This window comes from Paraburkholderia sp. A1BS-2L (assembly GCF_051125205.1).
GTDB lineage: Bacteria > Pseudomonadota > Gammaproteobacteria > Burkholderiales > Burkholderiaceae > Paraburkholderia.
The window spans coordinates 1332511-1357346 of the sequence record NZ_CP120429.1; the positions used below are offsets into that span (position 1 = coordinate 1332511).

Below are 24836 nucleotides of genomic sequence, written 5' to 3' on the forward strand. Positions count from 1 at the left end.
GAATGCGCGTCTCGCAACGACGGCCCGGGCGCCGTCGTTTCATGGCGCGGTTGGCAAGTGGCCCCATTCATCATCGAATAGCTGCTCGCCTGGATTCTTGCAAAACTTTCTCGTCTTACACGAATGGCCAGCCGACCGCCGCCGGTTTCACCGCTTTATTTCACCGCCCCCAGCGCGAGCCCCTTCACCATGTAGCGCTGCAGCCACGCGAACACCACGGAGACCGGCAGCGTGGCCGCGAGCGTGGCCGCCATCACCAGTTCCCATTCCACGGTGTACTTGCCGGCCACCATGTCGGTGACCTGCACGGTGAGCGTCTTGTTCTCGGGCGAGCGGATCAGGGTGTAGACCACCGCAAACTCGTTCCACGCGCTGATGAACGTGAAGATCGCCGTGACCACCACGGCTGGCACGGCAAGCGGCAGGAACACGCGCAGCACTGCGCCGCTGCGGCTGCACCCTTCGAGCCAGGCCGACTCTTCGAGGTCGCGCGGCACGGTCTGGAAGTACGAAGACAGCATCCACACCGCGAACGCAATGTTGAACGCCGCATACGAGACGATCACACCGATCTTCGAATCGACGAGATTGCCGTCGCCGTAAGGGATCATCGCGGCGAGCCGGAACAGGCCCACCACCAGCAGGATGGGCGAGAGCATCTGCGTGACGAGCAGGAACTGCCGGTAGAGCCCGCGTCCGCGAAACGGAAAGCGCGCGAGCGCGTAGGCCGCGGGCAGGCTGACGGCCAGCGCGAGCGCCGTCGAAAGGCACGAGATCACGATGCTGTTGCGCAGCGCGACGCCGAAGTTCGCGGCCTGCCACATGTCGACATAGTTTTCCCAGCGCCAGTGCATGGGCAGCCAGCGCGCCGGATAGACGAACACCTCGGAGGCGGGCTTGAACGAGGTGAAGAACATCACCGCGAACGGAAAAAGCACGGCCACCACGAGCGGCGAGAGCGCGAGCCAGCACCAGAGCGAGCGTTTGAGCTTGCGGTTCATGCGAGGTCTCCTTCGGCGCTGCCGCCACGCCTTGCCTGTACGCGCAGGTAAGCCACCGAAAACGCGAACAGGATCACGAGCATGACGAGCGAGACGGCGGCCGCTTCGCCGGGCCGGCCGAGCCGGAAGCCCAGTTCGTAGAGGTAGGTGACGAGAATGTGGGTGCTGTCGTCGGGGCCGCCTTGCGTCATCACCCAGATGATCGGGAACGAGTTGAACACGTAGATCACATTGAGCAGGATCGCCATGTTAATGAAGGGCTTGAGCAGCGGCAGCGTGAGCTGGCGGAACTGCTGCCAGGCGCTCGCGCCGTCGATGCGCGCGGCTTCGTAGATGTCGCTGGGCACCGAGGAGAGCCCGCCCAGCAGGATCGTGGTGCTGAACGGGATCGACACGAGAATGCCCACGGCAATCTCCACCGGGAATGCATATTGGGGCGTGGCGAGCCAGTGGATCGGCGCCGAGATCATGCCGAGGCGCTGCAGCGTGACGTTGACCATGCCGTAGTCGTCGTTGAAAGCCCAGCGCCAGACCACGGCAGTCATGGTGAGCGAGACCGACCACGGCAGCATGACGATGGTGCGCGCGATGCCGCGTCCATAGAAGTCCTGATTGAGGATCAGCGCGACCGGAACCGAGATCGCCACCGTGCCCACCACGACGCAGAACGTCCAGATCAGCGTGTTCTTCAGCGCGCTCAGGAACACGGGATCGGTGAAGACGTTGTAGAAGTTCTGCAAGCCGCTGAAGCCGCGAACCTGGCCGAAGCGCGACACCTCGTGCAGCGACTGGTACACGATGTTGAAGATCGGGTAGCTGATGATGAATAGCGCCAGCGCCAGGCTCGGCACGATCAGCAGCCAGGGGGCGCGGGGCGCGGCGATGGCGCGATGTGAGCGGCTCATGTGACTCGTGTGACTCGTGTGGCTGCGGTTTGTTGTGCGTGGAAGCGGGCCGGGCGGAGCGCTCGCTTTGCCGCTCGCCGGAGCGGCTGGCGGCGTTTGCTTCAGGGGACCGGGGGTCATGGCGTGCTGCGTCCCGCGTTGCGGTCATTGCATGAACGAACCGGCGCGCCGCGTAGCGAATTCCATGCTACGCCACGCGCCGGTATTTTGCGGCGATGAAGCGCCTTGCTGCTGTTCCGGCCGTGGGCGCCGCTTACTTGCCGAGCGACTTGTTGGCTTCGGTGGCGGCCTGGTTCAGCGCGTCGGCGGGCTTGGCCTTGCCGAGGTAGATCGACTGCATCGCGTTGGTCACGGCCTTGGCGGTGTCTTCCCAGCCCGTCACCGTGGGCGCGAAGCGCGCATGCGGCAGCAGCGCGACGAACGCCTTGGTGTCCGGATCCTGGAACGCCGGATCGGTGGCTTCGGCCTTGGTCGTCGGCAAGAAGCCCTCGGTGCTAGTGAACTCCACGCGCGGCTGTTTGGTGAACAGGAAGTCGAGGAACTTCCACGCGCTCTTCTTCACCTTCGAGTTCTTGAACATCATGATCGAGTCCGTGACCGCATAGGTCGCGGGCGTCGTGCCCACCGGGATCGGGTCGATGCCGTACTTGATGTTCGGCGCTTCCTTCTTGAGCTGCTTGGCGAGGAACGGCGCGGAAATCATCATCGCCACGCGGCCCTGCTTGAAGAGGTTCTGCACGTCCTCGCGGCTGTAGCCCGTCACGCCAGGCTCGGTGAGGCCTTCGTCGATCATGGTCTTGTAGAGCGTGGCGGCCTTCACGCCGGCCGGCGAATTGAACGCGGCCTTGCCGTCCTTGCCCACCACGTCGCCGCCATTGGTCCACAGCGAATAGTAGTAGTACACATCGGTTTCGATTTCCTTGCCTTGCAGGCCGAACCCGGCAATGCCCTTCGCCTTGAGCTTCTTCGAGGCGTCGATCACCTCGTTCCAGCTCTTCGGGCCGTTCGGATAGCCCACCGAGGCGAGCATGTCCTTGTTGTAGTAGAGCGCGCGCGCGGAGGCGGCAATCGGCAGGCCGTAAATCTTGCCGTTGATTTCGCCAGGCGCGAGGAACGGGCCGATGAAGCGGCCCTTGAAGTTCGCGTCCATATAAGGATCGAGCGGCTCGGCAATGTCGTCCTTCACGAAGTCGAGCAGCCAGCGCGTGCCGATGATCGCGAGGTCGGCGTTCGCGCCGCCGGAGATATCCGTCTGCAGTTTCTGTTGCAGCGAGTCCCAGTTCACGTCTTCGATCTTGATGGTGGTGCCGGGATTGGCGGCCTCGAACTGCTTGGCCATTTTCTCGAAGTACGGGGCCGTGGCGTCGCTGTAGTGAGCGACGGTCACGCGGACCGTGTCGGCGTGCGCCGCCACGGTGACGCCTGCCGCAGCGATACCAACCGTGAGCGCAGCGGCGAGCTTGCCGAGCGTGAGGGATGCACGTGCCTTAAACGCCATTCTCTGTCTCCTGTGTCGATGGAAGCGGGCGCCGCGCACCTCGTTCCATCCCATGCGGGGTGATTGCTGCCTGGTTTTTCGGATATTGCCGCCGCCTTGGCTTCGGTCGTCGTGCTGACCGTCTTGCGTTGTGTGAAAAAATCCTACAGGATGAAAAAAGCGTTGTCACCTGGGAAACGCGAGATTGTTTTGTGTGCCGGAAATTGCCTAACATGCCGTAAAACATAAGGAATTCATGCGGCGTCGCAGCAGCATGCCGTTCGTGTAAAGCCGTTGGAAAGATCGCATGCAGCCCACTATGTAGGAAATTTACAGCTTTGCCGGATGCGTGGCGGGACCTTTCGAATCCTTCGTGGAGAGTCGACGATGAGCCGGGTGGTGCTGGTGACGGGCGCGTGCGGCGGCATTGGCCGTGCGTTATGCAAGCGATTTCACGAGGCGGGCGACACCGTGCTCGCGCTCGATCGCGACGAGGCCGGCGTGCAGGCGCTGGCGGACGAGCTGGTGGACCAATCCGGCGCGCAGCGCCTCGAAGCGCTGGCCGCCGACGTGAGCGACCAGGCGGCCATCGAAGCTGCCGTGGCGCGCGCCGTGGCCGCGCGCGGCCCGGTGGAGGTGGCCGTGGCCAACGCGGGCGCCGCGCTCGGCACGACGCTCGCGCATACCGACGCCGCAAGCTGGCGGCGCGACATCGACCTGAACCTGAACGGCGCCTACTACACCGTGGAGGCGGTGCGCCGCTCGATGATCGAGCGCGGGCGCGGCGTGCTCGTGCTGATCGGCTCGGTGAACGGGCTGTCTGCGCTCGGACACCCCGCGTACAGCGCCGCGAAGGCGGGGCTCGTGAGCTACACGAAGGCGCTGGCCATGGAGCTCGGGCCGCACGGGATCCGCGCGAACATCGTTTGCCCCGGCACGGTGAAAACGCCGGCCTGGCACGCGCGCGTGACGCAGCATCCGAAAATATTCGAAGAACTGAAGAAGTGGTATCCGCTCGGCGACGTGGCCACGCCCGAGGACATCGCCGACGCCGTGCAGTTTCTCGCTTCGCCGCAGGCGCGCGTGATCACGGGCGTGGCGCTGCCGGTGGATGCGGGCCTCATGGCCGGCAACCGGCTGATGGCCAACGAGCTCACGCTCGATCCGTTCTGAAGCGCGCGGCAGGCGGGAACAGTACAAAAGGACAGCCCAAGAGGACAACATGGCGGCAGTGCAACTGAACGGCATCTACAAGCGCTACGGCGACACCCAGGTCGTGCACGGCGTGGATCTCGACATCGCGGACGGCGAATTCGTCGTGCTGGTCGGGCCTTCGGGCTGCGGCAAGACCACCTTGATGCGCATGATCGCCGGCCTCGAAGACATCAGCGGCGGCGATCTCACCATCGGCGGCACGCTCGCGAATACGCTGCCGCCGCAGCAGCGCAATATCTCGATGGTGTTCCAGAGCTACGCGCTCTATCCGCATCTCTCGGTCTACGACAACATCGCGTTCGGGCCGCGCATCCGCAAGGAGCGCGAGGAGGGCTTCAAGCCGCGCATCGAAGCCGCCGCGAAAATGCTCAATCTGTCGAGCTATCTCGACCGTCTGCCGCGCGCGCTCTCGGGCGGCCAGCGCCAGCGCGTGGCGATGGGGCGCGCCGTGGTGCGCGAGCCCGCGCTGTTTCTGTTCGACGAACCGCTCTCGAATCTCGACGCCAAGCTGCGCGTGCAGATGCGCACGGAAATCAAGGCGCTGCATCAGCGCCTGCGCAACACGGTGGTGTACGTCACGCACGACCAGATCGAAGCGATGACCATGGCCGACCGCATCGTAGTGATGAACGCGGGACGCATCGAGCAGATCGGCAAGCCGCTCGATCTCTACGACAAGCCGGGCAATCTGTTCGTGGCGAGCTTTCTGGGCTCGCCTTCGATGAACTTCGCCGCAGGCAGCGTGATGAGCGACGCGCGCGGCACGGCGCTCGTGCTCGAGGACGGCGTGCGCATCGCGCTTCCCGAGGGCAGTGCGGGAACGAGCATGCAAGCGGGCGCGCGCGTGACGCTGGGCATTCGCCCCGAGCACGTCGAAACCCAAGGCGGCGACGTGCCGTTCAACGTCGAGGTGATTGAGCCGACTGGCGCCGAGACCCACTTGTACGGGAAAATAGGCGGCACGACATGGTGCGTCACGACGCGTGCGCGGCCCGGCATCGAACCGGGGCAGCGCATGACGCTGGGTCTGCCGCTCGCCCACCTGCATCTGTTCGATACCGAAAGCGGCAAGCGGCTCGACTGACTGAACCGAACCGCGGGCCCGGTCGCACCTTCCACGGCTTATCCACGGAATACAGCTTGCCGGTCTCCAATCTGATCCATCACATCCGCAACGTAGCGGAGTCGCTGCGGCCCGCCGAACGCAAGGTCGCGGAGATGGTGCTCGCCGACATCGACTTCGCGATGCGCGCGAGCATCACCGAACTCGCGCTGCGCGCCGAGGTGTCCGAGCCATCGGTCACCCGGTTTTGCCGCGCGGTGGGCGCGCACGGCCTGCGCGACTTCAAGATGCGGCTCGCGCAGAGCGCGGCGGGCGGCATGCCGTTTGCCGCCGCGCGCGAAGTGGCGAGCGGCGACCTCGCGCAGGCCGGCACGCTGCTCGATCGCGTGACGGAGCAGGTGGTGCTGGGCGTGCAGCACGCGCGCGCCTCGCTGGACCCGGCCGTGTTCGAGGCGGCGGTGGCGGCGCTCGCCAGTGCGCGGCGCGTCTATTTCTTCGGCGTGGGCGCGGGCTCGGGGCTGGTGGCGCAGGACGCGGCGCTGCGCTTGCTGCGCCTCGACATTGCCGCGAGCGCGTTCACCGACGCGCATTTGCAGCGGCTCTATGCCGGCTTGCTCGAGCCCGGCGACGTGGCGTTCGCGATCTCGCAGTCGGGCCGCAGCGTGGAAGTGAACGAGAGCATCCAGATCGCGAAGGAGCGCGGCGCGACCACGATCGCGCTCACCAATGCGGGTACGCGGCTCGCGTGGGTGGTGGACATACCGCTGCTGTTGCGCGTGCCGGAGTCCGAAGCGCCTGAAGAGGCGCACGCGCCGGGCGTGGCGCGCATCGTGCATCTCGCGGTGGTGGATGCGCTCGTGATGGGCGTGGCGCTCGGGCTCGGGCCGAAAACGTTGGAGAAGATGCGTGGCGCGCAGGGTGGCGAGGGGGCGGGCAGCGTGGAAGTGAAGGAATAAGCCGCGCGCGACACTTGAAGCCGCGCGGTTGCTTATTCGCGCGCCCGCGCTTCCAGCGCTATGCGCGCGAGAAAGCCGCTTCGCGTTTCATGCCGCTTCTCTGCCGCTTCTCGACATACGCGTCGATTTTGTGCAAGACGGACCGTGGAAGGAGCAGGGCGCAAAGCGCGAGGCTGATGGCTGCGGAGTACTGGGGGCTCGTGGTCCTGAAGTTCATGGATGGGCTGGCGGACGATCGTTGTCTGAGGAGTCGCCACCATAGCCTGCCGCGGATCCTGAAAAAATCGAGTCGGAGCCTTGCTTGTGCGCAGTCACCGTTTTCCGGCGCGGCTCCAGCCGGTCGCCGGATCAAGTTGCCCGCACGCGTTTCCTTAGCCTCACCGGCATGGTGTCCGGCACCATCGTGAATGCCGACACCTCGTTGATTTTCGCCGGATCGATGGCCATCTCGATCTCGAATTCGTCCATCAGCATGGAGAGCGCGAGGCGCATCTCCACGGTCGCGAGATGACGCCCCGGACACACGCGCGGCCCCGCGCCGAACTGCAGGTAGGCGCGCACGTCGTGCGCACCGCCGTGCTCGCCGCCTTGTTCCTTCTTATGCATCCAGCGCCACGGATCGTAGCGCTGCGGATCGGCGAAATTTTTTGCGTCGGTCATCGCGGGCCGTGCCACGAAGAACATGCGCGTGCCACGGGGCAAGGCCACGCCGTCGAGCACCACGTCTTCGAGCGGCTCGAACGAGTGCACGGCCGCCACGGGGCGCAGGCGCGTCGCCTCGATGCAGATCGCCTCGAAGAGGTCGAGCTCCTTGAGCGTTGCATAGTCGGGGCATACGCTCGCCTCGCCGAGCACGCGGCGCGCTTCACAGGCCAGATGCGTTTGCAGCGACGTGTCCGCAGCGAGATAGGGCAGCGTCCACGCGATCGAATCGGCGGTGGTGTCTTCGCCCGCGAGCAGGATCGTCAGCACATTGGCGCGGATCTGCGCATCGGTGATGGGCGCAGCACCAGGTTCCGCCCTGGCGTCCTGCTGCTGCACGAGCATCGCTTCGAGCAGGTTGCGCGGCGTTTGCGCGGGCTCGTCGCGCAGGCGTTCGCGGGCGCGCGCCATCATCGCGTCGACATGGCGGTGCACTTCGGCCAGCGCCTGATCGAGCTTGCGGTCCGCGGGCAGCTTGAAGTAGCGCCAATACGGAAAGAGCGCGTTGATGCGGCCCATCACGCTCGGCAGGATGCGCTCCAGATGCTCCTGAATCACGCCGTGATCGCGTTCGAGCGTGCGCGGGTCTTCGCCGAACGCGAGCGCGCTCGTCACGTCCACGGTGTAGCGCTTGAGATCGTCGGTCATCTCGACGGTCTCGCCGCGCTCGGCCGCGCGTAGCCAGCGCGCGCGCAGCCGCCCGGTGATGTCGGCCAGCGTGGGATAGAACGCCTTGATGGTCGGGATCGAGAGCGCCTGCATCACGAGGCGGCGTTGCGGCTCCCAGGCCGCGCCTTCCGCCGAGAACAGGCCGTTGCAGCCCATCTCCTCGAGCACGGCCTCGATCGGTTGATAGCGCCGGTAGCGGTGCGGGCGCTCGCGCATGATCTGCTGGATCAGCTCGGGGTCGGTCCAGATGGTGATGGGGATGCTGCCCACCTGGAAGCGGTAGGGCGTGCCCAGCTCGGCGGCCCAGCGTTCGAGGATCAGATGCAGCCGCGCGGGCGAGAGCTGCAGCAGGTTGCCGACGAGCGGCAGGCCGCGCGGACAGGGCAGGTCTGCGACCTGACGCTGCGCGGTGCGGGAACCGGTGGTGGCCGTGCTCATGAGCGCTTCCCTGGTGGCGGTTGGCGGGCTGGTGTGGCTGCTGGGCGCTACTGCGTGGTGCGTGGTGCGTGGTGCGTGGTGTCGCGCGGTATTGCGGGGTGTTGTATGGCCGCGCGCGGACGACTGGGAGCCGATTATAGCGACGCGGCCCCCGCCACATGACCGAAGCGGCGCGACAGGCGCTCGGCCGAGGCGCTTAGCCGCTGCGCGCTGTCGCCCTCGCTGGCGGTGTCGAAGTTGCCCGATGGCCCCATCAGCGCGAGCACGAGGCACACGCTGCCGGTGTGGTCGAACACGGGCGCGGCCACCGTGCTGATGCCGGGGATCGGATTGTCGAGCGCCGTGTCGAGCCCTTGTGCGCGGATCGCGGCAAGGCGCCCGGCGTAGCGCGGATCGGATGCCGCCGATTGCATGGGCGACGACGGCGACGGCGCGCCGGCGAGGCGCAGGCCGTCTTGCGCGAGCAGCCCGGCGCGCATGTCGTCGTCGAGCCAGGCGGCGAACACGCGGCCGATGGCCGTGTTCACGAGCGACATCACCGTGCCTGGCCGCAGGCTCACGTGCAGGGGGCGCGGCGATTCTTCGAGGCGCACGACCGTGGGCCCAAGGGGCCCCGGCACCGCGAGCGCCACGCTCATGCCCGTGCTGGCGGCGAGGTCGACCAGCTCGGCGTCGGCTTCGCGCACGGGCGACAGGCGCGCGAGTCCCAGCAGGCCTAGTTCGAGGCTCAAGGGGCCGGCTTCGTAGCGGCCTGCCGCGTCGCGCGCGAGCAGGCCGGTCTTGAGCAGGCTCACGAGGTGCGGGAATGCCTTCGCGCTCGGCATGCCGGCCGCCGCCGCGAGGTCGCGCAGCGAGAGCGGCGTGCCGGCCGCCACCAGCGCGGCGAGCAATTCGCCTGTGGCATCGAGCGCCTGGATGCCGCGCTGCGGCTTGTCGGCGGATTCGAGCTGGGGCGCGGATTCGGCGCGGGCTTCGTCCGTGACGGTGGACGGGGTGCGGGCTCGGGGCATGGTGGCGGCTTCAGTTCGGATCGGAGGCGGGAGGGACAGCGACGGCGCCGGCGGAAGCCGCCGCAAAGGCAGCCTCGGCGATTTCGCGCGCGGCCTCGCGCAGCGCGCGCACGAGCGCGCTGGTCGGACGCACGTCGAGCACGCCGGTTGCGCCCACGGCCGTGAGCGTGAGGCGCAATCCATGCTGCGGATCGAGCACCGGCACGCAGGCGCTGCTCACGCCCGGGCTGGGCGAGTCGATGCCGAGCTCGAAGCCGCGCGCGCGGATGGTGTCGAGCGTGGCGGTGAAGGCGGCGTCGAGTTTCGGCGACGGGGCGTCCTTCGATGTGGACTTGCTGGCCGCCGTCGAAGTCGCGCCGGCTGTCGCTGTGCCGCGCCAGACCGGCTGCGCCGTCTGGTTGCGCCACATCGCGCGCAGCGCGGCTTCGTCGAGGTATGCGCAGAACACGCGGCCCGTGGACGTCGCCGGCAGCGACATCACCGTGCCCACGTGCAGGTTCACATGGAGCGGCAGGCTCGCGTGCTCGTAGCGCACGATGGTCGGCCCTTGCGGCCCGGCAATGCATAGCGCGATGCTGCAGTTGTGCGCCTGCGCGAGCGCCGCCGCGCGCGGCACGGCTTCGCGCAGCGCGGGCTCCTGCGCCAGGTGCAGAAGGCCGAGGCGCAGCGCGAGCGGCCCCGCCTCGTAGCGCCCGGACAGCGCGTCGCGCTTGATCAGCCCCAGGCGCGTGAGGCTTACCAGATACGCGTGCGCCTGGCTCGACGCGATGTCGGCGCCTGCTGCGAGATCGCTGGGCGCGAGCGGCACGCGGGCGTCGGCGAGCACGCGCAACAGGCGCGCGGCCACCTCCACGCTTTGAATGCCGCGCTGCGTCTTGCCGCCGCCTGCGTCCGCATCCGGCGTGGCCGACGGCGCTTGCGTGGTCGCGGCGGCGCGCGCGTTGCGAGGGGTCTTCACTCGTTGTCCCGGGCTGAAAAAGGGTCCATGTTAACCGAATGGCGCACGAACACCGGCGATCAAATTATTTGCAAATAGCTAGTGTATTCGCCATTGACAAATAAAACCGGGCGGGCGATCATGACCTCACCCCGGCAAAACAGCGGCTCATTCACAACCAGGCGGGGCGAGACATTCGGGCGGGCGTGAGGCCCGCCATTGCGGCGCGTGCTCGCGCGGGCCGCCCTGCCTCGCTCCGTCGTTCGCTCCCCCAACGGATACGGAGACTCAGATGGCAAAGGCGTTCGCATCGCAGGCGGATCTCGAAGAGAAGCAGGTCACCTTCACGCAGCTCTCGGAAAACGCCTACGCGTACACCACGGAAGGCGACCCGAACTCGGGCGTGATCATTGGCGACGACGGCGTGCTGATCGTCGACACCACCGCCACGCCCGCCATGGCGCAGGATCTCATCGCCAAGATCCGCAGCGTGACGGACAAGCCCATCAAGTACGTCGTGCTCTCGCACTATCACGCGGTGCGCGTGCTGGGCGCATCGGCGTATTTCAAGGAAGGCGCGCAGCAGATCATCGCGAGCCGCGGCACGTACGAAATGATCGTCGAGCGCGGCGAAGCCGACATGAAGTCGGAAATCGAGCGCTTCCCGCGCCTCTTTGCGGGTGTGGAAACGGTGCCGGGCCTCACGTGGCCCACGCTCGTGTTCGAGAAGGAAATCACGCTGTTTCTCGGCAAGCTCGAAGTGAAGATCGCTCACCTGGGCTCGGGCCACACGAAGGGCGACACCGTGGTGTGGCTGCCGCAGCAGAAGGTGCTGTTCTCGGGCGACCTCGTGGAGTACGACGCGGCCTGCTATTGCGGCGATGCCCAGCTCGCCGAATGGCCCGCCACGCTCGAAGCGCTGCGCTCGCTGGGCGCGCAAAAGCTCGTGCCGGGCCGCGGCCCCGCGCTCGTCACACCCGATGAAGTGAACAAGGGCCTCGACTACACGAAGGACTTCGTCACGACGCTGCTCGCGCAGGGCCGCAAGGCGGTCGCGCAGAAGCTGGACCTCAAGCAGTCGATGGCGCTCACGCGTGAAGCGATGGATCCGAAGTTCGGCCATGTGTTCATCTACGAGCATTGCCTGCCGTTCGACGTGTCGCGCGCCTACGACGAGGCGAGCGGCATTACGCATCCGCGCATCTGGACCGCGCAGCGCGACAAGGAAATGTGGGACGCGCTGCAGGATTGAGGCTGACGCGAGGCATGGAGACAACAATGATCGACTATCAGACGCTGACCTTCGAATACACGCGCTGTAGCGAGCAAAGGCCGGATGCCGCCGCGTGCGTGCATCCGGTCGTGGTGGTGGGCGCGGGGCCGGTGGGCCTCGCCGCGGCGATCGACCTCGCGCAGCACGGCGTGCCCGTTGTGCTCGTGGACGACGACTGCACGCTCTCCACGGGCTCGCGCGCAATCTGCTTTTCGAAGCGCTCGCTCGATATTTTCGACCGGCTCGGCTGTGGCGAGCGCATGGTCGAGAAGGGCGTGAGCTGGAACGTGGGCAAGGTGTTCCGCAAGGACGAGCTGGTTTACACCTTCAATCTGCTGCCGGAAAGCGGGCATCATCGGCCTGCGTTCGTCAATTTGCAGCAGTACTACGTGGAAGGCTTCCTGCTCGAACGCGCACAGGAACTGCCCAACCTCGAAATCCGCTGGAAGAGCAAGGTGACGGGCATCGCGCAGCACGGTGCGCCGGGCGCCGAAGATTCGCACGTGGCGCTCGAAATCGAAACGCCCGACGGCTCATACGAATTGCTCGCGCGCTACGTGGTGGCCGCCGATGGCTCGCGCAGTCCGGTGCGCAAGCTCATGGGCCTCGACAGCCATGGCCGCACGTTCAAGGACCGCTTCCTGATCGCCGACGTGAAGATGGAAGCCGAGTTTCCCACCGAGCGCTGGTTCTGGTTCGACCCGCCATTTCATCCGAACCAGTCGGTGCTGCTGCATCGCCAGCCCGACAACGTCTGGCGCATCGACTTCCAGCTGGGCTGGGACGCCGACCCGGTGCTCGAAAAGACCCCCGAGCGCGTGATTCCGCGCGTGCGCGCGCTGCTCGGCCCCGACGCGAAGTTCGAGCTGGAGTGGGTGAGCATCTACACGTTTTCGTGCCTGCGCATGGACAGCTTCCGCCACGGCAACGTGCTGTTCGCGGGCGACTCGGCGCACCTCGTTTCGCCGTTCGGCGCGCGTGGCGCGAATAGCGGCTTCCAGGACGGCGAGAACCTCGCGTGGAAACTCGCGATGGTGCTGGAGAATCGCGCGCCCGATGCACTGCTCGACACCTATGCGAGCGAGCGCGAATACGCCGCCGATGAAAACATCCGCAACTCCACGCGCTCGACCGACTTCATTACGCCGAAGAGCGCGGTGAGCCGCGTGTTCCGCGACGCCGTGCTCACGCTCGCGCGCGAGCATGCATTCGCGCGGCAACTGGTGAACAGCGGGCGGCTCTCGGTGCCTGCGGTGCTGCACGAATCGACGCTCAATACGGCCGACGAAGAGACCTTCGCGGGCCAGATGGTGCCGGGCGCGTCGTGCGCCGATGCGCCCGTGGCCGGCACGCAAGGCGCGCCGCAATGGTTGCTCGCGCAACTAGGCGGACGCTTCACGGGGCTGCTGTTCTGCCGCGCGGGCGCGACGCTCGAAAGCGGTACGCGCGCAGCGCTCGACGCGCTGGCGCGTGGCCCGGTGCCGATGCAATTCGTGGTTGTGCTCGATGGCGCGGGCGCGGTGCCCGAGGGCTTGCCTGCGAACGCGGCAGTGTTGCGCGACGCCGAAGGCCTGGCCGCGCAACGCTACGGCGCGCAGGATGGCGCGTTCTATCTGATCCGGCCGGATCAGCACGTGTGCGCGCGCTGGCGTCGCGCCGATGCGTCGCGCGTCGAGCAGGCGCTCAAGCGGGCGTTGTGCGTGGCCGGCACGGCTTGACGCGCCGGACCGTCAATCAAGGAGACAACGATGCTCAACACCCAACCCAACCTCGCACGCCCCGACGACTTCTACGAGGCGCTCATCGACATGCATCGCGATCTCGACGAGGAACAGAGCCAGTCGGCCAATGCGCAATTGATTCTGCTGCTCGCGAATCACGTGGGCGAGCACGAGGCGCTGATGGACGCGATCCGCTTTGCGCGCGCGGGCGCGGCGTGCGCGCCTGAAGGCAACGGCGCGGCGAGCGGTCATGGCCAGTTGGCGGCTTGATTCACCGCTTGATGGAGTGAAAGCGCGCGGAGCTTGTCGCTCCGCGCGCTTCATGAGTCATCGCTTCGATCGCTTAATCGCTTACTTCGCCGCATCGCCTTCGCGATGTACCGGCTGCGTTTCCTTCAACTGCTTCGCGAGCCGAGAAGCCTGCAGATAGCCCGGATTCGCGGGCCGTTTCAGATAGCGCCCCGCGCCGCGCTTCGCACGCAAGTCGCCATCCGCCCACACGAGTTCTCCCTGGGAAACCGTATGCGTGGGCACGCCGCGCACCGTCATGCCTTCGAACACATTGAAGTCCACGTTCTGATGGTGCGTCTTCACCGAGATCGTGCGCGTGCCCTGCGGGTCCCAGACCACCAGATCGGCGTCCGCGCCCACGGCCACCGCACCTTTGCGCGGATAGAGGTTGAAGATCTGCGCGGCGTTCGTGGAGGTCACGCGCACGAACTCATTCGGCGTGAGACGCCCGGTGTTCACGCCCTGATCCCATAGCACGGCCATGCGGTCTTCCACGCCGCCGCAGCCGTTGGGAATCTTCGTGAAATCGTTGCGCCCCATGGCTTTCTGCGAGGCGCAGAATACGCAGTGGTCGGTGGCCGTGGTGTGCAGCAGGCCGCCTTGCAGCCCGCGCCAGAGCGCGTCGCGATGCTCCTTGGTGCGGAACGGCGGGCTCATCACATGCGCGGCCGCGCGCGTCCAGTCGGGGTCGCGATACACCGACTCGTCGATCACGAGATGGCCCGCGAGCACTTCGCCGAAGACGCGCTGGCCTTCGGCGCGTGCGCGCGTGATGGCTTCGAGCGCCTCTTTCGCGGAGACGTGCACGATATACACGGGCACGCCCAGCACCTGTGCAATGCGCATCGCGCGGTTCGCGGCCTCACCTTCCACTTCGGGCGGCCGCGAGAGCGGATGCGCCTCTGGTCCGGTGAAGCCGCGCGCGAGCAATTGCCTCTGAAGCTGAAACACGAGCTCGCCGTTTTCCGCGTGCACGGTGGGCAGCGCGCCCAGTTCCAGTGCGCGCGCGAAGCTGTTCACGAGGATCTCGTCGTCGGCCATGATGGCGTTCTTGTACGCCATGAAGTGCTTGAAGCTCGACACGCCGTGGTCCTGCACGAGCAGCCCCATGTCGCGATGCACGCTCTCGTCCCACCACGTCACCGCCACGTGAAAGCCGTAGTCGGCGGCGGCCTTCTCGGCCCAGCCGCGCCATTGCTGGAACGCGTCCATGAGCGGCTGCTTCGGGTTCGGGATCACGAAGTCGATGATCGACGTGGTGCCGCCCGCGAGCCCCGCCGCTGTGCCGCTGAAGAAGTCGTCGCTCGCCGTGGTGCCCATGAAGGGCAGCTCCATGTGCGTGTGCGGGTCGATGCCGCCCGGCATCACGTATTGCCCGCCCGCGTCCACCACGGTGGCGCCAGCGGGCGCGTCGAGGTTCTCGCCGATCGCCGCTATCGTGCCGCCTTCGCAGAGCACATCGGCGCGATAGCTTTTGTCCGCGTCGACGATGGTGCCGCCTCGAATCAGGATCGCCATGATGCAATGTCTCCTTCGGTTACGTTTTCAGTTATGCGTTCGCAATGCGTGGGCTGCGGCTCTTGCCCAGCTTCATCAGCACGCCATAGACAACGGCCGCGATCGCGAGTCCCACGAACCACGCATAGGTATAGAGGTTTTTGAACGCGTCGGGCACCGAGGGAAACGCATTCGGAAACGCCACGTTCAAAAAGCCCGGCAGATTCGGCAGCACGCCCGCGACGAGCGCGATCACGGCGGCTAGGTTCCAGCCATTCGAGTAAGCGTATTCGCCGTTTTCCTCGAACAGCTGCTCGGTGTCGAGGCGCGCGCCGCGAATCAGGAAGTAGTCGACCATGAGAATGCCCGCCACCGGCCCGAGCAGCGCCGAATAGCCCACCAGCCACGTGAAGATATAGCCCTGCGTGGTGGCCAGAATCTTCCACGGCATCATCACGATGGCGATGGTCGCCGTGATCAGGCCGCCCGCCTTGTACGAAATGCCCTTGGGCCAGAGGCTCGAAAAATCGTAAGCAGGTCCGACCAGGTTCGCTGCGAGATTGCAGCACATGGTGTCGAGCGTGAGGATCACGAGCGCGATGCCCACGCCGATGCCTTCCATGCGGCTCGTGACGTCGATGGGGTCCCAGATCGCCTTGCCGTAGATCACCACGGTGGCCGAGGTGACCACGACGGAGACCACCGAGAGCAGCGCCATCGGAATCGGCAGGCCCAGCGCCTGCCCCACGAGCTGGTCTTTTTGCGTCTTCGCGAAGCGCGTGAAGTCGGGAATGTTGAGCGCGAGCGTGGCCCAGAAGCCCACCATCGCCGTGAGGCTCGGCCAGAAGGTGACCCAGAAGAGCCCGGCCTTCTTGCCGCCCGGCGCGAACTGCGAGGGCTGCGAGAGCATCGAGCCCACCCCGCCCGCTTTCGAGCAGGCCCACCAGACCAGCGCCACGCACATCACGACCTTGATGGGCGCCGACCAGCTTTCGAGCCAGCGGATCGAGTCGGTGCCGTGCACGATGAAGTAGAGTTGCAGCGCCCAGAAGATCAGGAAGCACGCGCCCTGGGCGACCGAAATGCCGAGGAACGGCAGCGCGTCGCCGACCAGCGCGTTGTGCGTGAGGATGTTGGCGAGCGTGTAGATCGCGCTGCCGCCGAGCCACGACTGAATGCCGTACCAGCCGCACGCCACGATGGCGCGCAGCATGGCGGGCAGCTTCGCGCCCTGGGTGCCGAACGACGAGCGCACCAGCACCGCGTAGGGAATGCCGTACTTCGCGCCCGCGTGGCCAATCAGCAGCATGGGCACGAGCACGATCATGTTGCCGAGCAGCACCGTGAGCACCGCTTGCCACGGCGACATGCCCTGTTCGGTGAGCCCCGCCGCGAGCATGTACGAGGCGATGTTCATCACCATGCCCACCCACAGGGCGGCGAAGTGATACCAGCGCCACGTGCGCTGCGCGGCGCGCGTGGGCGCGAGGTCGTCGTTGTATAGCTCGCTGGCGCTGCGGCGCGCGTGCGCGTCGCCTTCCATACCACCGCTGGCTGCTGGCTGGCTCATGGTGCGGTTTCTCCTGGCGCTTTTTGCTGCGCTTTGTTGCTCAGGTTGGGGGAGAGAGGATCAGGCCGCCTTCGGATCGGCCACGCGGGCCGGATTGTTCGGGTGCGTGGTCCAGTTCGCGTAACGGCCCGTGTCGACGCGCTCCATCGTGATGCATTGGTCGACCGGGCAGACATGCATGCATAAATTGCACCCGACGCAGTTCGCATCGACCACTTCGAAGTGCCGCTTGCCGTCCTTCGTCGCGGTGATGGCCTGGTGCGAGGTGTCCTCGCAGGCGATATGGCACAGGCCGCACTGGATGCAGCGGTCCTGATCGATGCGGGCCTTGATGTCGTAGTTCAAGTTCAGGTATTGCCAGTCGGTGACGTTTTGCACCGCGCGGCCACGAAACGCGTCGAGATTCGCGTAGCCCTTGTCGTCCATCCAGTTGGCGAGCCCGTCGATCATGTCCTGGACGATTCGGAATCCGTAATGCATCGCGGCAGTGCACACTTGCACGCTTCCGGCGCCCAGCACCATGAACTCCGCGGCGTCGCGCCAGTCGGAAATGCCGCCGATGCCCGAGATCGGCAGGCCCTGGGTTTGCGGGTCGCGCGCGATCTCGGCCACCATGTGCAGCGCGATGGGCTTGGCGGCGGGGCCGCAGTAGCCGCCGTGCGTGCCCTTGCCGTCCACGGTGGGCAGCGGCGCCATGGCGTCGAGGTCCACGCCCACGATCGAATTGATGGTATTGATGAGCGAGACGCCGTCCGCGCCGCTCTTGAACGCGGCGCGCGCGCCGTGGCGAATATCGGTCATGTTGGGCGTGAGCTTCACGAGGCAGGGCAGGCGCGTGCCTTCCTTCACCCAGCGCGTGACCATCTCGATGTATTCGGGCACCTGGCCCACCGCGGCGCCCATGCCGCGCTCGCTCATGCCGTGCGGGCAGCCGAAGTTGAGCTCGACGGCGTCGGCGCCGGTGTCTTCCACCAGCGGCAGGATCCATTTCCAGTCCTGCTCGGTGCACGGCACCATCAGCGAGACGATCAATGCGCGGTCGGGCCAGTCGCGCTTGACCTGCACGATTTCCTTGAGGTTCACGTCGAGCGGCCGGTCGGTGATGAGCTCGATGTTGTTCAGGCCCGCGATGCGCTGGCCGCGCCAGGTGGTCGCGCCGTAGCGCGAGCTTACGTTCACCACGTGCGGGTCGAGCCCGAGCGTCTTCCAGACCACGCCGCCCCAGCCGGCCTCGAAGGCGCGGTTGACGTTATAGGCCTTGTCGGTGGGCGGCGCGGAGGCGAGCCAGAACGGGTTGGGCGATTGAATACCGGCAATCGTGCAGCGGAGATCGGCCATGATGCGGCTCCTGTCGATTCGGAGTTAGTGCTTCAGCACTTGCTCCGATCCCATGCAAAGCTGATGGGATGGTTCGTTTTTGTCGGGGTACGTGTAGTGCTGCCGCTCAGGCCGCTTTCGTGGCCTGTGCAGCGAGGTAGCGGTCGATCGCACGCGCGGCGAGCTTGCCGTCCTGCACCGCCTGCACGGTGAGATCGGTCGCGCCGTGGCCCGCGCAGTCGCCGCCGGCCCAGACGCCTTCGAGCGAGGTCGCGCCATCGGCATCCACGGCGATGCGCACGCCGCCCTCGGTCAACTGCAGTGCTTCGAGCCCTGCCGGCAGCAGCTTTTGGCCGATCGCCTTGAGCACCACGTCGGCCTCGATGCGCTCGATTTCGCCGGTGCCCCGGAGCACGCCGTTCGGGTCGAGCGCCGTGCGTTCGAACTCGACCGCTTCGACACGGCCCGCGCCCACGCCGCTGCCCAAAATCCGCAACGGCTTGCGCCACTCGACGATCGTGACGCCCTCGTTACGTGCGAATTCCTGCTCGGCCCACGTGGCGCTCATGTGCGCGCCGCCACGCCGGTAGGCGAGGGTGACGTGCTCCGCGCCGAGCTTGCGGCTTTGCACGGCGGCGTCGATGGCGGTGTTGCCGCCGCCGATCACCACGACGCGGCGGCCGGTGGGCACGGTGGCCAGATCGCGCGCCTGGCGCAGTTCGGCGATGAACTCGACGGCGTCAAGCACGCCTTCGAGCGCTTCGCCTTCGATGCGCAGCGCCTGCGTGCCGCCCAAACCGATGCCGATGAACACCGCATCGAACGCTTCGCGCAGCGCGTCGAGCGCGAAATCGCGGCCCAGCCGCTTGCCCGTTTCGATCACGATCCCGCCGATGGAGAGCAGCCACTGGACCTCGCGCTGGGCGAAATCGTCGACGGTCTTATACGCGGCGATGCCATATTCGTTGAGCCCGCCGGGTTTCTCGCGCGCGTCGAACACGGTCACGGCATGCCCGGCCAGCGCGAGCCCATGCGCGCATGCGAGCCCGGCGGGACCCGCGCCGACCACGGCCACGCGCCGCCCCGTCTCACTCGTGCGCTTGAAGAGCGGCGCGGCGCCCTCGGCCTCGCGTGCCATCTGGAAGTCGGTGGCATGGCGCTGCAGCGCGCCGATCCGGACTGGTTCGCCATCCTGATGATTTCGCACGCAGGCGCCCTCGCACAGGATCTCGGTGGGGCACACGCGCGAGCACATGCCGCCGAGCGGGTTGGCGCTCAGGATGTCGCGCGCCGCGCCCTTGAGGTTGCCGTTGCCGATCTTGCGGATGAAGCCCGGAATGTCGATGCCGGTGGGGCAGGCGGCGATGCAGGGCGCGTCGTAGCAGTAGTGGCAGCGGTCGGCGGCAATGACGGCGGCATCGGCGGAGAGGGGCGGGGCGACATCGGCGAAATTGCAGCCGAGCGCCTCGGCGCCGAGGCGTCCGGCAGCAACGCCTTGCGGAGTAGGTGCGGTGGCACGCGAGTTCGAATGGGACATCCGGATGCTCCTTGCGAGGCAAAACACGGGCCCGCCGGCTGCGCACGCAGCGGCGCAGCCGGGACGCGGGGGAAATGCTGGAATTGCTACGCGGCGCTCGAGGCCGCCTGTTTCGATTCGTGTGCGATCAACCCGGCTCTGACGCGCGTTCGAGCATCGCATGCAGCAGCACGTTCGCGCCCGCCTCGATCCACTCCTGCGTCGCGTCCTCGACCTCGTTATGGCTGATGCCGTCGATGCACGGCACGAACACCATCGAAGTCGGTGCGACCGTTGCGAGATAGCACGCGTCGTGGCCCGCGCCCGAGACGATATTGCGGTTCGAATAGCCGAAGCGTTCCGCCGCCGCGCGCACGGACTTCACGCAGTTCGCATCGAACGGCACCGGCGCGTAATAGAAAATCTGCTCGACTTGAGCTTCGAGCTTGCCTTGCTGCGCGATCTTCGCGATGCCTTCGCGCAACTCGGCGTCCATTTTCGCGAGCACTTCATCCTGTGGATGGCGAAAGTCGATGGTGAAGAACACCCGCCCCGGAATCACGTTGCGCGAGTTCGGATGCACCTGCATCATGCCGACCGTCGCGCACGCAAGTGGTGCATGGCGCAGGCCGATTTCGTTCACGAGCTGCACCACGCGCGAAGCGCCGAGCAGCGCGTCGCGGCGGCGCGGCATGGGCGTGGGGCCCGCATGCGCTTCCTGGCCCGTGAGCACGACTTCGTACCAGCGCTGGCCCTGCGCGTCGGTCACCACGCCGATGGTCTTGTTCTCCGCCTCGAGTATCGGCCCTTGCTCGATATGCAACTCGAACGCCGCGTGAATCTTGCGCCCGCCGCACGGCAGGTCGCCCGCATAGCCGATGCGCTGCAATTCCTCGCCGATGGTCTTGCCGTCCACGTCCTTGCGCGAGAGGCCGTAATCGAGCGTGAACACGCCCGCGAACACGCCGGACGCCACCATCGCGGGGGCGAAACGCGAGCCTTCCTCGTTGGTCCAGATCACCGTTTCGATGGGGTGCTCGGTCTGAATGCCGTGGTCGTTGAGCGAGCGGATCACCTCCAGCCCGCCGAGCACGCCATAGATGCCGTCGAAGCGACCGCCCGTAGGCTGCGAGTCGGCGTGCGAGCCGGTCATCACCGGCGGCAGGTCGTTGTTGCGTCCCGCGCGGCGCATGAAGACATTGCCCATCTGATCGACGCTCACGGTGCAGCCCGCTTCCTTCGCCCACTTCACGATGAGGTCGCGGCCGGCTTTGTCGAGATCGGTGAGGGCGAGGCGGCAGACGCCGCCTTTCGCGGTCGCGCCGATCTTCGCCATCTCCATGAGGCTGTCCCAGAGGCGCTGGCCGTTCACATGAATCGCGGTGGTCAGCGCGGCTTCGCTTACGGTGTTCATGCGTGCTCTCCTCGTTTGCTGAATCCTGTCCGATTGGACAGGTTGTAGGCGATAAACTTCAGGAATTCAATGCGGTGTTACGAGCGAAAAGCATGCCATCGATGTTGCGGTGCATGAAAGCACACGGGCGACGGGCAGGTTTACCCGAAGGTTTGCCATGCATCTATGCACGTCGCGCCGATGCCGTGACTACAATGAAACCGGCGTTGCGCGGCGGATGATGCGCGCGACGCTTTTCCACCCTTGAGCGGACCGAACCCCATGCGCGACGACGACCCGAACACGCCAGCCGCGAATCTTGCAGTGCGCACGAGTGCGGGCGCGCGCGACGACGCTGACGCGGCGCACAAGCCGCGCCGCAAGGCGTCGATTCGCGCCTCCAATGAAACGCATCTGCTGGCTTGCGCGGAGGCGGTTTTCGCGGAGCGGGGCTTCGAGGGCGCGAGCACGGCGCTGATTGCCGAGCGCGCCGGCCTGCCGAAGGCGAATCTGCACTACTACTTTCCCACCAAGCTCGCACTCTATTGGCGCGTGCTCGACGACGTGTTCGAAGAGTGGAACGCCGCCGCCGACACCTTCGACGCAAGCGACGACCCGGTGGTCGCCATCGGCGGCTATGTGCGCGCGAAGATGGCGCTCTCGCGGCGCCGGCCGCTGGGCTCGAAAGTGTGGGCCAACGAGATCATCAGCGGGGCCACGCACATGCAGGACATTCTGCTCAAGCGCGTGAAGCCGTGGATGGAGTCGCGCGTGCAACTGATCGAGCGCTGGATCGACGAAGGACTGCTCGCGCCGCTGGACCCCAAGACGCTGCTCTTCATGATCTGGGCGACCACGCAGCATTACGCCGATTTCGAGGCTCAGATTCGCGCGCTCGCGGGCAAGCGCGCGTTATCGGCCGCGAGCTTCGAGGCCACCACTGAAGAAGTCGTGAAGATGATCTTGCGCGCGAGCGGGGCGCGCTCGCCAGGAGCGTGAACTGCTCCGCGCATTTGATACGGATGACGAACTAACTGGCGTGATGCGCTGAGGAAGCTCACACCTGCATCGACGCCACGTCCTTCATGCAGCGCAGCGCGAACATCGAGCGGCTGTGGCGGATGCTCGAAATGCGATAGAGCTTTTCGCGCAGGAAGCGCTCGTAGCCCGCCGTACCATCCACGGCCACCTTGATCCAGTAGTCGTATTCGCCGGAGACGAGATACGCCTCCAGCACTTCGGGCAGCGCCGCGAGCTCTGCGCCGAAGCGCGCGAGCGCGTCGTCCTCGTGGCGGTCGAGCGTGACTTCGAGAATCACGATGTCGGCGAAACCGAGCTTGCGCTGGTTCACGAGCGCGACATAGCCGTCGATGTAGCCGTCGGCTTCGAGTTGGCGCGTGCGGTTCCAGCACGCCGTGGTCGACATGCCTACTTGTTCCGCGAGTTCGGCGTTGGAGAGGCGGGCGTTCTGCTGTAGCGCGCGCAGGATCTTGCGGTCCTGGTTGTCGAGCGGTTTGGACGGGCGTTCGCGGGGGCTCATGATGGATGGAATTATCTACAGAAAGTTGCAATTTTAGCGGAATGATATTCCGTAAATGAGCGATTTTTGCCTGAAAACAGGAAGCCTTTACAGGGTCATTGCCGGTATATTTTCTCCATGCCTTCTTGCCCGGCACGACCCACGCGGCCACCTCCCCGCGTTGAGGTGCGCCGCCGCAGCCACAAGCCGCGGTGGACCGTCAGAGCCGGTTTTCCGTGCACCCAGCGGCGGCCATCGGGCGTTGTACGCGTTCATCACGCGGCCAGCAAGGTTCGATCGGGCAGATGGCATTTGAAACCGCGCTGTTGCGCGGTTTTTTGTTGCCCGCTTTCGTTTCGCCCCCTTCATTACGCCAACCCAGAACTCCAGAAATGTCGCCCCAGTTGTATTTGTCGTTTCTCGCCGCCGCGCTGGTCCTCGTCTACACCCCCGGTCCCGTCAACGTGCTCACGATGAGCCACGCGCTCCATGCCGGCTGGCGTCGCGCGCTGCCTTGCGTCTGGGGCGGCACGCTCGCGGTGCTGTTGCAACTCGTCTTCACGGCGCTTTGCCTGAATTCGCTGCTGCTCATTAGTGAGCATTCACTTACCGTGCTGCGCTGGGCCGGCGCGGCTTACCTCGTCTGGCTCGGCTGCAAGCAATGGCGCAGCCGTACGCTCGGCGGCGAGTCTGGCGCGGAGCCAGCGGAGTCGGCGCTCACTTCCCGGCGCGGTCTGTTCTGGCGCGGGTTTGCTACCTCGGGGCTCAATCCCAAGACCTTGCTGTTCTTTCCGTCGTTTTTCCCGCAGTTCATCAGCGCGGATGCGTCGTGGAGCGCGAACCGACAGTACCTCGTGCTGGCGGCGACGTTCGCGTTGCTGTTCGCGGGTGGGGTGGCGTCGATGGCGCTGTTTTCGCACCGCCTGCGCCACGTGCTGCAACGGCCCCGGCGGCTGCGCGTGGTTAACCGTTTGATGGGCAGCCTGCTGGTGGGCATGGGCGCGGTGATGGCGGGCTTGCGCTAGACGCGCATATGGCGGTGGGATTCGGGCGCTGCGTCCGGACGCCGGGGAGGCGTGCGGATCGGGCCGCTCAGGGCGCCCTGGCTGCGGTTGGAGCCGAGCCGGAAACCGGAGCGCTGGCGGAGCTGATCGCCGCTGACGAGGCCGCTGCCGCGCTTTGAGCACCGCGGGCGGGCGCCGGTGCCGCGGCAGCCGATGCCGCTGCGGGCTGTGCGGCTGTTTGCGCCGGCGTTGCCGAAGCCGCCGAGGCAGGCATGGCAGCCGTGCTTGTCGCTGCGGCGGCCGGTGCTGCCGGAGCCGACGCCGCCGACCCAGCAGGAGCCGATGCCGCCGCCGGCAGCACCGGTGTGAGCAGCGTCGCCTCCGATGCGGGCGATGCCGGGAAGACCGCATGCACACCGCTTGCGGCGGCGATGGGCGCGGCCGCGTGCGTGGTTGCTTGCACGGGCATTGCGCTCGTTGCCGGCGTCGGGCTCGACACGGAGGTATGCAGCACGGTCGCGCCAGTCACCGCGGCTGCCGCTGCAGCGGCAGCCGCCGCCGCTGGCGCGGTCGAAGCGCCCGGCGCTGCCATGTTCACCATCGTTGTATCGGGCTCGAGTTGCAGCGGCGTAGCCTTGATATTGCCGCCCGGCACCGGCTCGCTGCGCGCGACGCCGCCCAGATAGCGCCCCACGAGACCGAAGAAGCGCTTGTAGAACTCGGTCGACTGAACCGTCTCGCTCGAGACCTTGACCATTTCGTCGCTGTTCGAGTGGATCGGCAGCGAGACCGACCCGAGAATCGACAACCCCACGCTCGCCGAGGTCGCGCTCTTCTTGAGCGCATAGCCGTTCTGCACGGCGTTGACGTACAGCATGCTAGTGTTCGTGGCGTCGGCCGGCGTGCACACCACGTGCACCTCCACGACGATGTGCTGGTCGACGGACGGCTGGAAATTCTTGGTGGCGTCGACGGTGTCGTTGCGCGTCATCGTCGTCATGTAGCCCTGGCTCAGCAGCGCGCGGCGCGATGCCTCGCAGGCATCGCTGCTGGCATAGTTGAAGCCGTGCGAGAACGGGCTCGGAGCGCTGCTCAGCAGTTGGTCATCCCGAAACGCCGGTGTGGGCGACGAGCATGCACTGAGGGCGGCAGCAAGCGGAATCAGCAGAAACGGAACGACTTTTGAAATACGGGGCATGGTGCGTACGAACGAGGCGGCGAGCGCGCCGGCAAACGAGAGAACGGCATGCATTGTAGTGCGGTTCGGGTCCGCGTGACTGAAGCGGCTGTTTGACCCCGACCCCGCAATCGCGATCGCACTCGGCCCCAAAAACAAAAAACGGGCTGTCGCGCGCAGCGAAG

Annotated in this window: 21 protein-coding genes; 8 read left to right on the plus strand and 13 right to left on the minus strand. The window is 66.4% G+C overall.

All coding sequences use genetic code 11. The features are described 5' to 3' along the window. Nucleotides 1-155: 155 nt before the first annotated feature. The 3 genes from P5W98_RS20750 to P5W98_RS20760 form a co-directional block, all read right to left on the minus strand. Complete coding sequence (locus P5W98_RS20750; protein ID WP_421026211.1) at nucleotides 156-1001, minus strand: carbohydrate ABC transporter permease; 846 nt, start codon at nucleotides 999-1001, stop codon at nucleotides 156-158. Then, on the minus strand, nucleotides 998-1906 hold the full coding sequence (locus P5W98_RS20755) for a carbohydrate ABC transporter permease (protein WP_421026210.1): 909 nt from the start codon (nucleotides 1904-1906) through the stop codon (nucleotides 998-1000). The genes P5W98_RS20750 and P5W98_RS20755 overlap by 4 nt, the downstream gene beginning before the upstream one ends. 253 nt (nucleotides 1907-2159) lie before the next feature. Further along, nucleotides 2160-3404, minus strand: coding sequence for an ABC transporter substrate-binding protein (locus P5W98_RS20760; protein WP_421026209.1), 1245 nt, complete (start codon nucleotides 3402-3404; stop codon nucleotides 2160-2162). A 366-nt stretch (nucleotides 3405-3770) separates the two neighbouring features. Between P5W98_RS20760 and P5W98_RS20765 the strand changes: the two genes are divergently transcribed. From P5W98_RS20765 to P5W98_RS20775, 3 genes are read left to right on the plus strand one after another with little or no spacing between them, the layout of a single operon-like run. Continuing rightward, nucleotides 3771-4556 carry an SDR family oxidoreductase gene (locus P5W98_RS20765; RefSeq protein WP_421026208.1) on the plus strand — a complete coding sequence of 262 codons (786 nt, stop codon included), beginning with the start codon at nucleotides 3771-3773 and terminating at the stop codon, nucleotides 4554-4556. 49 nt (nucleotides 4557-4605) lie between these two features. Continuing rightward, complete coding sequence (locus P5W98_RS20770; protein ID WP_421026207.1) at nucleotides 4606-5682, plus strand: ABC transporter ATP-binding protein; 1077 nt, start codon at nucleotides 4606-4608, stop codon at nucleotides 5680-5682. A 56-nt stretch (nucleotides 5683-5738) separates the two neighbouring features. Next, a complete protein-coding gene (locus P5W98_RS20775) occupies nucleotides 5739-6617 on the plus strand; it encodes a MurR/RpiR family transcriptional regulator (RefSeq protein ID WP_421026206.1) in 879 nt (292 codons plus the stop codon). 348 nt (nucleotides 6618-6965) lie between these two features. Here the strand turns inward: P5W98_RS20775 and P5W98_RS20780 are convergent, their stop codons facing one another. The 3 genes from P5W98_RS20780 to P5W98_RS20790 all read right to left on the minus strand — a co-directional run bounded on the left by P5W98_RS20780 (nucleotide 6966) and on the right by P5W98_RS20790 (nucleotide 10394). Next, nucleotides 6966-8426 carry a cytochrome P450 gene (locus tag P5W98_RS20780; protein ID WP_421026205.1) on the minus strand — a complete coding sequence of 487 codons (1461 nt, stop codon included), beginning with the start codon at nucleotides 8424-8426 and terminating at the stop codon, nucleotides 6966-6968. A 134-nt stretch (nucleotides 8427-8560) separates the two neighbouring features. Then, nucleotides 8561-9436: an IclR family transcriptional regulator gene (locus P5W98_RS20785; RefSeq protein ID WP_421026204.1), complete on the minus strand. Its 876-nt coding sequence runs from the start codon at nucleotides 9434-9436 to the stop codon at nucleotides 8561-8563. A 10-nt stretch (nucleotides 9437-9446) separates the two neighbouring features. Beyond that, the gene (locus P5W98_RS20790) at nucleotides 9447-10394 is read right to left on the minus strand and encodes an IclR family transcriptional regulator (protein WP_421026203.1); all 948 of its coding nucleotides are present in this window, start codon (nucleotides 10392-10394) and stop codon (nucleotides 9447-9449) included. Between the two features lie 271 nt (nucleotides 10395-10665). Here P5W98_RS20790 and P5W98_RS20795 point away from each other — a divergent pair, with 271 nt between their 5' ends. Genes P5W98_RS20795 through P5W98_RS20805 form a run of 3 tightly spaced genes read left to right on the plus strand, consistent with a single transcriptional unit; the run spans nucleotide 10666 to nucleotide 13637 of the window. Then, entirely contained in the window at nucleotides 10666-11625 is a 960-nt protein-coding gene (locus tag P5W98_RS20795) for an MBL fold metallo-hydrolase (protein WP_421026202.1), read from the plus strand. A 26-nt stretch (nucleotides 11626-11651) separates the two neighbouring features. Continuing rightward, a complete protein-coding gene (locus P5W98_RS20800; RefSeq protein ID WP_421026201.1) occupies nucleotides 11652-13364 on the plus strand; it encodes an FAD-dependent oxidoreductase in 1713 nt (570 codons plus the stop codon). 30 nt (nucleotides 13365-13394) lie between these two features. Beyond that, on the plus strand, nucleotides 13395-13637 hold the full coding sequence (locus P5W98_RS20805) for a DUF2783 domain-containing protein (RefSeq protein WP_421026200.1): 243 nt from the start codon (nucleotides 13395-13397) through the stop codon (nucleotides 13635-13637). Nucleotides 13638-13718: 81 nt separating this feature from the next. Here P5W98_RS20805 and hydA read toward each other — a convergent pair whose 3' ends face one another. From hydA to P5W98_RS20830, 5 genes are all read right to left on the minus strand, one after another. After that, the gene (gene hydA / locus P5W98_RS20810) at nucleotides 13719-15176 is read right to left on the minus strand and encodes a dihydropyrimidinase (protein ID WP_421026199.1); all 1458 of its coding nucleotides are present in this window, start codon (nucleotides 15174-15176) and stop codon (nucleotides 13719-13721) included. A 31-nt stretch (nucleotides 15177-15207) separates the two neighbouring features. Then, complete coding sequence (locus tag P5W98_RS20815; RefSeq protein WP_421026198.1) at nucleotides 15208-16725, minus strand: NCS1 family nucleobase:cation symporter-1; 1518 nt, start codon at nucleotides 16723-16725, stop codon at nucleotides 15208-15210. A 60-nt stretch (nucleotides 16726-16785) separates the two neighbouring features. Next, complete coding sequence (gene preA, locus P5W98_RS20820) at nucleotides 16786-18063, minus strand: NAD-dependent dihydropyrimidine dehydrogenase subunit PreA (RefSeq protein ID WP_421026197.1); 1278 nt, start codon at nucleotides 18061-18063, stop codon at nucleotides 16786-16788. Nucleotides 18064-18169: 106 nt separating this feature from the next. After that, nucleotides 18170-19579 (minus strand): NAD(P)-dependent oxidoreductase, encoded by a 1410-nt coding sequence (locus P5W98_RS20825; protein ID WP_421026196.1) that lies wholly within the window; start codon nucleotides 19577-19579, stop codon nucleotides 18170-18172. Nucleotides 19580-19706: 127 nt separating this feature from the next. Next, a complete protein-coding gene (locus P5W98_RS20830; protein ID WP_421026195.1) occupies nucleotides 19707-20972 on the minus strand; it encodes a Zn-dependent hydrolase in 1266 nt (421 codons plus the stop codon). 261 nt (nucleotides 20973-21233) lie between these two features. On the opposite strand from P5W98_RS20830, the gene P5W98_RS20835 reads away from it, so the two are divergent. After that, complete coding sequence (locus P5W98_RS20835) at nucleotides 21234-21950, plus strand: TetR/AcrR family transcriptional regulator (protein WP_421026194.1); 717 nt, start codon at nucleotides 21234-21236, stop codon at nucleotides 21948-21950. Nucleotides 21951-22008: 58 nt separating this feature from the next. Here the strand turns inward: P5W98_RS20835 and P5W98_RS20840 are convergent, their stop codons facing one another. Beyond that, nucleotides 22009-22491 (minus strand): Lrp/AsnC family transcriptional regulator, encoded by a 483-nt coding sequence (locus P5W98_RS20840; RefSeq protein WP_213301033.1) that lies wholly within the window; start codon nucleotides 22489-22491, stop codon nucleotides 22009-22011. 371 nt (nucleotides 22492-22862) lie between these two features. Here P5W98_RS20840 and P5W98_RS20845 point away from each other — a divergent pair, with 371 nt between their 5' ends. Then, entirely contained in the window at nucleotides 22863-23495 is a 633-nt protein-coding gene (locus P5W98_RS20845) for a LysE family translocator (RefSeq protein WP_421026193.1), read from the plus strand. 67 nt (nucleotides 23496-23562) lie between these two features. Here the strand turns inward: P5W98_RS20845 and P5W98_RS20850 are convergent, their stop codons facing one another. Beyond that, nucleotides 23563-24726, minus strand: a complete 1164-nt coding sequence (locus P5W98_RS20850; protein WP_421026192.1) for a DUF2242 domain-containing protein — start codon at nucleotides 24724-24726, stop codon at nucleotides 23563-23565. Between the last annotated feature and the right edge of the window lie 110 nt (nucleotides 24727-24836).